Annotated in this window: 9 protein-coding genes; 1 reads left to right on the plus strand and 8 read right to left on the minus strand. The window is 52.5% G+C overall.

Annotated features, from left to right (window positions below; genetic code table 11):
* From ACZCED_RS23870 to ACZCED_RS23895, 6 genes are all read right to left on the minus strand, one after another.
* On the minus strand, window positions 1-1,428 hold a 1,428-nt coding region (locus ACZCED_RS23870), incomplete at its 3' end, for an aldehyde ferredoxin oxidoreductase N-terminal domain-containing protein (RefSeq protein ID WP_464861962.1).
* 611 nt (window positions 1,429-2,039) lie between these two features.
* Window positions 2,040-2,846 (minus strand): hypothetical protein, encoded by an 807-nt coding sequence (locus ACZCED_RS23875; protein WP_464861963.1) that lies wholly within the window; start codon window positions 2,844-2,846, stop codon window positions 2,040-2,042.
* A 429-nt stretch (window positions 2,847-3,275) separates the two neighbouring features.
* The gene (locus ACZCED_RS23880; protein ID WP_464861964.1) at window positions 3,276-4,478 is read right to left on the minus strand and encodes a uroporphyrinogen decarboxylase family protein; all 1,203 of its coding nucleotides are present in this window, start codon (window positions 4,476-4,478) and stop codon (window positions 3,276-3,278) included.
* A 74-nt stretch (window positions 4,479-4,552) separates the two neighbouring features.
* Window positions 4,553-5,125, minus strand: coding sequence for a carboxymuconolactone decarboxylase family protein (locus tag ACZCED_RS23885; protein ID WP_464861965.1), 573 nt, complete (start codon window positions 5,123-5,125; stop codon window positions 4,553-4,555).
* Between the two features lie 125 nt (window positions 5,126-5,250).
* The gene (locus tag ACZCED_RS23890; RefSeq protein ID WP_464861966.1) at window positions 5,251-5,682 is read right to left on the minus strand and encodes an aconitase X swivel domain-containing protein; all 432 of its coding nucleotides are present in this window, start codon (window positions 5,680-5,682) and stop codon (window positions 5,251-5,253) included.
* 2 nt (window positions 5,683-5,684) lie between these two features.
* Window positions 5,685-6,896, minus strand: coding sequence for an aconitase X catalytic domain-containing protein (locus ACZCED_RS23895; RefSeq protein ID WP_464861967.1), 1,212 nt, complete (start codon window positions 6,894-6,896; stop codon window positions 5,685-5,687).
* A gap of 555 nt (window positions 6,897-7,451) precedes the next feature.
* Between ACZCED_RS23895 and ACZCED_RS23900 the strand changes: the two genes are divergently transcribed.
* Entirely contained in the window at window positions 7,452-8,684 is a 1,233-nt protein-coding gene (locus ACZCED_RS23900; RefSeq protein ID WP_464861968.1) for a metal-dependent hydrolase family protein, read from the plus strand.
* Window positions 8,685-8,748: 64 nt separating this feature from the next.
* Here ACZCED_RS23900 and ACZCED_RS23905 read toward each other — a convergent pair whose 3' ends face one another.
* On the minus strand, window positions 8,749-10,239 hold the full coding sequence (locus ACZCED_RS23905) for an SRPBCC family protein (RefSeq protein ID WP_464861969.1): 1,491 nt from the start codon (window positions 10,237-10,239) through the stop codon (window positions 8,749-8,751).
* Window positions 10,236-10,508, minus strand: a complete 273-nt coding sequence (locus ACZCED_RS23910) for an SRPBCC family protein (RefSeq protein ID WP_464861970.1) — start codon at window positions 10,506-10,508, stop codon at window positions 10,236-10,238. Before ACZCED_RS23910 ends, ACZCED_RS23905 begins: the two co-directional genes overlap by 4 nt.
* Window positions 10,509-10,617: the final 109 nt, after the last annotated feature.

Consider the following 10,617-nt stretch of genomic DNA (forward strand, 5'->3'; position numbering starts at 1 on the left):
GGCTGCTGCCTGGGCCTTGCCTTCAGGGGTTGTCAAATCCCATGCCTGCTCATTCCCCCAAAATTTTGCGGCAGCAGCCCGAAAGACGTCGGAAGATACGGGTGAAGATTTAGGATCGGCCTGATGCATGGCCCAAAATCCGGTTAAGCGACTTATTTCATGGAGCATCGCAATCGGCTGTCTGGGTTCCAGCGCATACAACAATCCGTTCGTAAGGTATTCACGGGCAGAGTAAGTCGCACCGTCACCGACACCGGACACTTCATTTGAAAAATGAGCCCTGGCCCCTTCACCGAGCCTCTCCCCGGCTCGTAGAAGACCTTCGGCCAAAATATCGCCGAAACCTTCCCGATGGGCGATCATATTGGAAAGGTTTTCAAAAAACTCGAGCGAGCCAAGCTTTGAGATGTCGAGCCCGGTATCTTTATGGCTGAGGTATCCCGCCTTATAGCAGGCCTCCAGCCACTGAATGATATTGTACATTTCCATGGTGCAGATCGACAGATCGTTGCATATCCCGGTCGCATCAACAGCCGTTTCGGCAGACTCACCCGGTCTTGCCATTACCCAGGGAAAATAAACGAACATGGCTTGACATTTTCTCACATAATCTTTACCGGATGCGGTTCGCAACGTATTTCTCATGATGCAATCGAGGCCACATTGATAACAGGATGCCTTTCCGGTGCGGCGAACCTGTTCTTCGGGAAAAGGAATAAAAAGAGGGTCGCGTTTGTTAAGATGGATGACCAGTTGGTTGAGCTCTTTCAATTTTCCGGGATCCGCCACCAGTGGGCTTCCGGTGCCCAACACCGCTATGGCCTTGAGATTTTTTGACCCCATCACCGCCCCGAACCCGCCGGTGGCACTACCCTCGTTGTCTGTCATCAAGTTGGCACTGCGGCACATATTTTCACCGGCCACACCGGTCGTTATATATCGAACGTTTTTTCCGTGGGTTGCCTTTAAAATATCCCTTACAGAATAAACGCCCTTGCTCCAAATCATGGATGCATCTAAAATTTGGATTTTCCCATCATCAATCCAGAGATAAACCGGCTTCTGAGACCGTCCTGAAATGACAATGCCATCGTAACCGGCTTTTTTTAGATAGGGCCCAAAAAAACCACCGAGGTTACCGTAACAGAATCCCTCCGGCAATAGCATTGGCGATTTTCCGGCAACAACGAACCGCGAAGCGCCCTGGGCACCGGTAGCCCCCAGGGGGCCGCTCATAAGAATCAGACAATTCTCGGGATCAAATGCACCCACATGAGATCCGACTTCCTCCCAATAAATTTTAGTGGCAATCCCACGCCCGCCTAAAAAACGATCCGCATAGCTCATGGTTTCCAGTTCGGAAATTCTTGAATCCGTAAGATTGACTGTGAGTATCTTGCCACACCACCCGTAAAACTTCTGAGTCATTTTCTTCTCCTGTAATAGTGTTGGCGGCCGTATTGGTCAAGCTCCACAACCAGCTATCATCATTGTTATTGTGTTATCTAAAACGCAGGATATCTGCAGGATATCTAATGATTACGTCAAATATTCAACTCATCCTTAAAATGGTGCCATTCCACGGATGTTGCTCAACATATCAGATTTAGCCGTAATTTCCAAAACATCATACGAATTATTGATTCATTACCAACAAATTGAGATTGGAGAATATCAGACCCCGATCTGCGGTCACTGTTTTTGGAATCACCTATCGCAAAATCATGGCCTACGATATCTAAGATTTTGTTATTATTGCGATATGACAATTTAAGTCGTGAGTCGGATAGATATACCAGCACATCGATGAGCATCAAGATTGGGTGTGGTTTGCTCTCAGCCCTTCCATTCGCCAACGAAAAGGTTATTTTCCCTTCTACTGCCTGCTGCTGGAGCACTCATTCAGGATTTTCTGGCGGCCGGCGAGATCGACCTCGCGAGGGTGGAGGCTATCATGCCTCATAAAAAGCAACACCCGCAATTGGTCGGGCTTGATTCCGCTTACGGGTGCTACCGTTTAGGTTAATATAATGGTTTTCTTAGGGAGTAGGAGGACCGGTGGGAGGTACAATTCCACCAGAAACCACATCGACCAGCTCGACCTTGACTGTCTTTTCCTTGAGCTCTTTAATGTACACCAGTCCAAAACCCGGAGCGTAGTACTTGTGCTCGATGTTGCCAGGCTCAAGTTTTGTCCACTCTTTCATCTTCATACAGTCTTCATAATCGCCAAAATCAATAGAGACTGTCGCATTGGTCCTCAGGATCTTGCCCACATCCTCTGCCTCATCCTCGTAGTATTCCTGTTGGTAGCAGTCCCCTGGTTGGGGTTCGCCCGGCAGGATGATCCCTGGCAATGCGCCGTCAACACCGGCCTCCCAGGAACCTTCCACGCTAGTGCCGGCTAGGGTCCAGTCATCGTCGTATAAATACTCTATGGTATCCTCCCCGAAGTACCAGAAATTCCCGAAATTGTCCCAGGCATGCCAATCTTCCGTCTCCTCCAATTTAAACCACTCCCCCTTTTCCTCAACCCAGATCCACTCTACATCGTTGACCACAATGCATGTGACCGTGGTCTCATCGATCGTGATCTCTTTGATGTCAGTGCTGAAATGGATATAATCCCGGATAAGCCCGTCTTCATCCTCAGCTTCGTATATGTATGTAGTTCCTAGGTCATCAGTCACTGATTGTGGGAGATAAGGGTTGTCGACCGGTTCATCGAAGTTGCCTGCATCGAAATCTGGAAGCTCACAAGGCCCCGCTTGCACAACAGCAATCGAAAAACCAATAAGCAAAACCACCGCCATTACCGAAGTTAAAAAACATATCACCTTTCTCATAACAAAAACCTCCTTTTTTTATCATCAAAGTGAATCCCCAATGCTTTGCTCCAGACAGTCCCCCAAATAACTCAATGGAGGGGCTCTTCGTCTCTCTCTCTCACCTCCTTTCCAGGACAAAAAATTTCCTCCTCTTGATCTGGAGAACCCAACGACATACGGCGAATACATGGGGACATTTATGGCACTTGAGCGTGCCGCAAGGCCCTCAGGTGAATGGTAGGTTTTCATCTCCCTTTTCCGAGTATAATAGATAAATTGGGATTTTATTCCCAAAAAAATTGTTTGTCAAGAGAAAAAGAGCATACGAGGTGCGATGCTGTTAACACTTCATTTCAATTGACAACGAGGGATTGTTGCGGTGGGTACTTGGTTTGTCAAAATTCGGTGAGCAATAGATATGAATTCGTTACATCAGTGTATTTAGATTTAACCTGGGCCACAATCGAAACCCATGGTGTCGTGCGCCTCAACCTTCTCTGCAATATATTTCACCCGATCGATCTTGTTGTTGTCCAGGACCATGTCCCCCACGCCGATAATGATAGGGCCTTTGCCAACGGTTGCCAGCAGCTTGTCGACGAAGGCCTCGAAGACCGGCTGCGCGGTCCGCGCTTCGAGTAGACTGCTGGGAATACCACCCCAAATGATCGGACCGTTGCGCCACTTTTGCCAGGCCTCTTCAAATGGCAATTCAGTCAGCGGTTGGGGTGTAAAGGATTCGCACACATCGAGCCCGGACTCCGTGAGCAGATCCACCAATGGCTTCAGGTTCCCATCCGTGTGGCTGCCCACCTTTTTGCCCTGGGCGTGAAGGATCTGCGTATACTTCTGGTACTGCGGCAGGCAGTACTGCCTGAACAGATCCGGGTTGGTCATCATGCCATCCAGATTATCCCCGAATTCGATGTAGGGCAGATCCGTATCCGCGAGCCTGTCGAGGATGTCCGCCATCTGCTGATCCAGGATGTGAATCAGCCGATCGAGTTTATCAATGCTGTCGTAAAGCGCCTGAAACAAGCTCATTTCACCCAGGTATTCCAGAAGGGCCTGCTGAAACGGGATGCGATGAATGCAGGGCACGACAAGTCCGTGTGAACCTACTTCCTTTTCCTCGGCCTTGAATTCCGCATATAAGGGTACAAATTCCGCTCGTTCCAGAATGTATTCGATGGTCCGGTAATCGCCGGGCTCCTTGATCAGATGCGTCGTCATGTACGGCTCCATACCGCTCAGCGAAATCATGCTCGCGGCAAATACATAGCTCACACTTACAGAACCGACAGGCGTTTTGTATTCGACGATGCTGGTTCCCGGCTTGTTGCGGGGGATTTCATCGGGCGAGTACTGGGCCGGAAAATAGCGCACAGCCGGATCAGTTTCCCGATAAATCAATTGGTTTTCAAAATAGATGCGCATGTCCACCCCGCGCAGTTTTAACGCATAGGGTATCGAAAATTTCTCTCGGCCGATCCCTACGGTTTTGTGGACCTCGTTCAGAGACATACCCGCATACTCCTGCGGCATGGTCCCCCTGGCCTGCATGCCCTTATACCAGATTTCTATCCGGTCGATAAAGGGCAGGCGATCCGGCTGTTTGCCATCCAGAACTGCCAGAACACACTCCTTCATTGTCCACCTATCCGGTGCATTAATAACATTCATTTCCGCAAACCCTTGACGCGATATTTACATATTTTCCACTTTCAATATAATCCAATCTTTTCGTTTCCAAGTTCAACACCGAGACCGTTTAAAACTCGGTTCGAATAACCGAAACCTGCCGTCACCTGATTTACCTCAAGAATTTCTTCATCCGATACACCGTTTTTTTTAAGCGCCTCTATATCTGTTTTTTCCATATCCTCGGGGTGTAATGTTAATTTCCGCGTATACCCGAGCAAGGCCAGTTCTTTGCCCTCAAACGCCGTCTCGGGCTTATCATTTCGGAAAGCCTCACATATTTTTTGCGCTCGCTCCCGATCTGCCAAAAGATACGCCATATTGGCGCAGTGGTGCGCGATGGCATAGTTGCATCGGTTCAGAACGCTGGTATAAACAGCCACCGCTTCGAGAAACCACCGGGGGCATGTAAATTCACCCGTATGCAGGATACTCTTATACAAGACATCGTGTCCTAAAATGGATTCCGGCCGCAGGCTTTGGGCCTGGTAAAGGTTGTGGACGTCACCGCCGGCGGTCGCCACCTTATCATAGATTTCCTTCAAACGGCCTTCGGCCGATTCCGGTCGTATGCTTCTTATCCAGGAGATTGTCATCTAGCTTGCCCTTCTTAGACTCATGTCCGTGATGTCTTTTACCCGGTTGTGGGGTATTGGGTTTTCGGAAAATGGTGTTTCAGATCTTCATTGACACGGTTTGGGTGAAAACGAGATCCCTTTTTTTAGCACGCCTTTTTTTTCACCAACATTATCAGTTCCCTGTCCGCATCGATTCTGACATAATCACCGTTTTCAATATGAACGTAAAACTCTTTGTCTACCCGGTCAAAAAGCGGATAGTCCATGACAATTGTTCCGGCCACCAGGACCGTATCCGGAGTTTTGACGATAATGCCCTTGGGGCCGGTATTTTTCTGCTTGAGTGCAAACAGCCCTTCGTCCTGTACGACCGAACTCCCCTTACCACTGGGCAGGACCAGGACCTTATCTGTGATACTCTGCCCGACCAGTGCATGGCTGCTCTCATTTATTTTACCGGTATCGGTGTCTATCATATAGAAACACACGGGTTCGGGAGATATGAGCACTTGGCCTTCTGTCGATCCGCCGCTTATTCTGTGACAGGTAAACGTCAAGGCGTTCTCATTTCCCATGGTTATGCCGCTCCTCCCCTGAGCGCAATTTCTATGCACTCATATCGCCGTTTCAGCTGAAAATTCATATCGACCCTGGGTGTATAGTAGGCGGCCTTAACACTATCGGTGACACCGACTTTTCCGGAATAAATGCCGTACCAGCAGGAAATATCCGCACATGTGCCGCCGATGATGTGCCCCCCCGCGCGGTTGATGGTGTCAAGATATCCCATCCGGTCCGCAAGTCCCCGCGTGGCAGGAGATGTCAATACCCAGAAGTCGACCTCGGGATGAATCTTTTTACCCTCTAATAGCCGGGCGACCTCCGCCACCTGACCGATGGAATAATGGGGACAGCCCAGCATGACAAATTCGATCCTCCCGTTGCCGTGGGAAAGCAGTTCCTGTGTTTTTTGCAGATCACGATCCGTAATGGTCAGCTTCTTTTCGGGAGTCTTCCCTCCGAAGGCGGTTTCAAGATCAGAAGCTTCCGGCGTAACACCGACAATGTGGTACATTGCCACCGATCCGCCGGTGGCCAGCTGGGCGCCGAAGCAAACCAGTTCTTCGGGTGACGGTTTCATGGGCATACCAGTGAATACCGGAACCCCCGGTCCCATCTTGTGCGAGGCGGCATAGCCTAAAAGATGGTAGTCGAAATCATCATTAACGGGCGTTTCAACTTCTATCAGGACATTGCCGGTGCGATTTTCATCCAATAGATACCCGTAAAGAGGTGCTCTTCCGGTGATGGCCGCCGCAAGTGCACTTTTAGCAGACTCCCGGTTGGATCTGGCGCCACAAACCGCATTGACGTAAGGCGTGGCGCTCGACTCTGCAAAAGCGACATACTCCCCGAAGCGCGGCACGTTCGATTGAATCTCGGGCGTACAGCTATAGGTCAAGATGATGCCGAGCTTTAAAAAAGTTTCCCTTAAGCTTCGCAGCAACTCGGCTTCATTTGCAGGATCCCTGATTCCGACGTTTTCCAGATAGTCTAAATCATACAGGGGATTACAGGTAGGCTTGATTCGGCAACGCGCCCCGCCCGCCGCCAATTTGGCCGTATACCAGACATCCGAGGGATAATGGGCAAGGGACACATGGGCGCGGCTAATCTCGATCATACGCTCGGCATCGAATGCTTCGCCCAGGGCAACCTGAAGTTTCATAGCCTCTGCCGTCCCGCTTCCGAAATCGCCCTCAAGCATTCTTTTCTCTTCATCATCCAAATACATTCAGTGTTCTCCTAAAGATGGTCGTCGATCCTCAGCCGGCAGCTTCAAAGGGCTGACCGGTGAGATATCGCCTTCAGATCGGCACCGCTTTTCTTCGAAGTATGGTCTATGATGTCCTCCCTTACGGGCAAGTGTAATGCTGAAACAACCTCGCCCAGCCGGCCTGGGCCGTGCTGAATATCGCTTCCCGAAAGACCGATGAGGACGGACATGAGGTATTACTCCAGGAGCGCCTGCCCATTCGACAAGCAGACAGAGGAAATGGGATCGCGGCAGGGACACATCTCGGTCACAATGTTCGGTATACATGTACTATGCGTTTTGGATATTATATCCATTGCAACGTGTCAAGAAGAAATTAAAAGTTTGATGTGCCGTGATTCGATCCCTTGACAAAATGCCGACCGTGCAAAACCACGGTTACTTGTTGAAATATTTTTCGCACATATCTATCAGAGGGATATCTGTAGACACCCTCCACACCTGATGATATGGTTGCATCTTTAGACGGGAAAGGAGTTTAAAATGAAAGGGTTGAGGAAGCAGATAATGCCGATATTGATCAAAGCCAAAGGCTTGGTGGATGTGGAGCACGAAACGATCCTGCCGAACGCTTTTGTTTTGGTGGAAGGTGACAAGATAAGTGCCGTCGGATCTCAAAACGACCTGGGAAGCGGGGAAGCCCTCGGAGAAGTTATCGATCTTTCCGGTAAGTATGTACTGCCCGGACTGATCAACAGCCACGCTCACCTGTGCATGCCGGCGGATGGAACACCTTGGACGGCCTTAGCTGCGGAAACCAATGAAATATTGCTGCTCTGGGCGGCCCGCAATGCTCGCAAAGCCCTGATGAGCGGAGTGACGACTGTAAGGGATTGCGGCGATCGCGACGGATTGGTTTTTCAGCTGCGCCGTGCCATTGAAAAAGGACTGGCAGAGGGACCCCGCATCATACTAAGCGGCTCCTTTATAACCATGACCGGAGGGCACGCTTATCAGGAGGGGAGGGAAGTAGACGGCGTCGAAGAAATTGTCAAAGCGGTGCGACAGAGTTTCAAAGAGGGAGCGGATTTTATCAAGGTGATGGCCACCGGCGGCGGGACCCCCGGGACCTACCCGGAATTCGCCTCTTTTTCCGTGGCGGAGCTGAGTGCCGCGGTGGAAACCGCCCATCGCATCGGCAAAACCGTGGCGGCTCACTGCCGAGGCATCCCCGGCATTTGCAACGCCATCGAGGCGGGGATCGACCACATCGAGCACGCCTGTTTCGAACTGCCCGAATTCGTCTTACAGTTCGATCCGGCAATTGCCGATCGAATTGCCGCAGCCGGCATTTATGTTACCCCCACGATCCAATTGTACAGAGATATGGTAAATAATTTAACCGAAAAACGGGAAAAGGCACCATTGTCAAAGGCGGAGGAAAAGAAATTAAACGATATGTCCCGCTGCGTGGAGGAAAAATTGAGATCCTTACAGGGAATGCTGGATGCGGGGGTGGTTTGCGTGGCCGGCGACGATGCCGGGCTGCCCCTGACCCCCTTTGACCGTTTTTGGCAGGAGCTGGATGCGATGGCAGCCGGCGGCATGACCGCCATGCAGGCCATGGTTGCGGCAACCCAAACGGCGGCCACCGCCATGGGCCGGTTGGATGAGATCGGGTCGATCGCAGTCGGCAAGCAGGCCGATATCATCGCTGTGGAAAGCGACCCTTGCCGAGATATCAGCGCGCTGGCAAACCCCTCTTTTATTATGCGCGCCGGCCGAATTTACCGTCTATAGCCATCCTGACGAAGTCGTTTCAGATCGAAAATAACCGATTCCCCCAGTGGACAATTTCCGGGGGTTACCCTCCAGGGGTCAGAACGACTGCACCCATGGTCTGGCGGGATTCGATCCGAATATGGGCTTCAGTCGCCTGGCTTAGGGGAAACACTTCGATGGCGGGCACTATCATGCGGCTTTGAATCTTTGCGAACAGTCGATGGGCGAGGCGCTGCAGGTAGGGCCGATCGTCGAAATAGTCGAAACATACCGGAACCGAGAGGGTCAGGGACCGCCGCTTCAACACATTTACGTCTAGGCGGATGGACTGTCCATCGCGGTCGCCGATTACGGCGCAGTGCCCGCAGAGGGCCAGGCAGGCGACGGCCGTATCGAACCCATGGACGCCGCTGCTGTGGATCCAGTAATCGACCCCACGCCCATTGGTGATGCGCATCACTTCGGCCGCTAAGGGGGTATCGTCCGCGACCACAATGGGGTAGTCGCAGCCGCAGTCTCGGCTGAACTTGGCCTTCTCGGTGGTGGATACCGTGCCTATGACGGTGAGATCCATGGATTTGGCCCATTGGCTGAGCAAGTGACCCACGCCACCGGAAACCGTCTGGATCAGAATCGTCGCGCCCGGGGCTGCTCTGAACACACGGCTAAGCAGTAACGCAGCCGTAACGCCCTTGAGCAACGTTGAAGCGTCAATATCGGATACGCCATCGGGCAGAGGTATGCACGCGTCGGCATCGATACAGCGGATGTCGGCATAGGCCCCGGGCGTTCGGCTCATGTAGGCCACCCGGTCACCCGAAAATAAGCCATTGACCTGTTGCCCCACGTCGATGATCTCACCCACGCCTTCCATACCCGGTGTCCCCGGCAGGTCCAGGCCCGGGTCGATTCCCCGGCGATGCTTGAGATCGAGGTAGTTGACCGCAATGGCGGTCTGACGGATGCGCACCTGTCGGGGGCCCGGCGCAGAGACCGTCACATCGCAAAGGGACATGACCTCGGGGCCTCCGGCGGCTGCCACCACCACCGCCTTGGAAGGCAGGTGCTCGCCACCAACGGCTACCGCCACTGCCGTCGCCGCATCAGGACCTGGAGTTCGGGGGTGCGCCGTCTGTCCGGCCAGAAACATCCGCAGCCCCGTGAAGCCGGCCTCGTAGACCTGTCGGCCAACCAGGTTTTCCATTTCGTCGGCACGGTCGTCCGGGGCGCTAAACTGCGAGCGCCAGTCCCAGAAGGTCTGGTTGCCGTCGGTCACCGGTTTGAGGCGAACCGTGGCCACGTAATCAAAAAGCGGTAGGGGCGAATCGAGGATGCAATAAGTATAGGTGTGCTCGCGGTCGCTGTGGCGCAGCAGCTGCTCACGCAGCTCGCCGCCGTCGGCAAGGCGCAATCGTCGCACCCCGCCCACCACGTCGCCGTCGAGATCGTTTTCCATCCGGCTGCGGGCGACGGCCGGATGCCAGCGGTTGTGACTGTTGAAATCGCGCAGCACAGCCCAGACCCGATCGATTGGGGCCTCAATGACGGCCGATCGTATGACGGTAATCTTCATCGTTGCCCGTAGCGTTTCTTTAATGCGTCGAGCCCGCTCTGAAACATACCGCCGCCGACGGTTTCGGCCAGCTCGGCAACCTTTTCCGGTGGGCAATCGAATTCCGCAGACCACTCAATAAAGCAGCGGTTGCCTTCGGTAACGGGCGACAGCCGCAAAGTGGCCACGTAATCGCTCAATTCCATGGGGCTTTCCAGGATGGCGTAAGTGCAGGTGTAGTCGTAATCCGACAGTGACAGCAGTTTCTCCCGACTTTTGGAGGATGTAATGAAGGTCTACCGTGCAGTCAGTTAGATCCGCATAGCCCCCCTCCCAGGACAACCTGCACCGAAGAGGGAATGCGTCGTCATTGAGTTTCTTGTACCAGTCTGCCATGCT

The organism is Desulfosarcina sp. (assembly GCF_055467485.1).

Coding starts and splice junctions, on each gene's coding strand:
- ACZCED_RS23875 (WP_464861963.1), bottom strand. CDS start 2,846: ATGAGAAAGGTGATATGTTTTTTAACTTCGGTAATGGCGGTGGTTTTG.
- ACZCED_RS23880 (WP_464861964.1), bottom strand. CDS start 4,478: ATGAAGGAGTGTGTTCTGGCAGTTCTGGATGGCAAACAGCCGGATCGC.
- ACZCED_RS23885 (WP_464861965.1), bottom strand. CDS start 5,125: ATGACAATCTCCTGGATAAGAAGCATACGACCGGAATCGGCCGAAGGC.
- ACZCED_RS23890 (WP_464861966.1), bottom strand. CDS start 5,682: ATGGGAAATGAGAACGCCTTGACGTTTACCTGTCACAGAATAAGCGGC.
- ACZCED_RS23900 (WP_464861968.1), top strand. CDS start 7,452: ATGCCGATATTGATCAAAGCCAAAGGCTTGGTGGATGTGGAGCACGAA.
- ACZCED_RS23905 (WP_464861969.1), bottom strand. CDS start 10,239: ATGAAGATTACCGTCATACGATCGGCCGTCATTGAGGCCCCAATCGAT.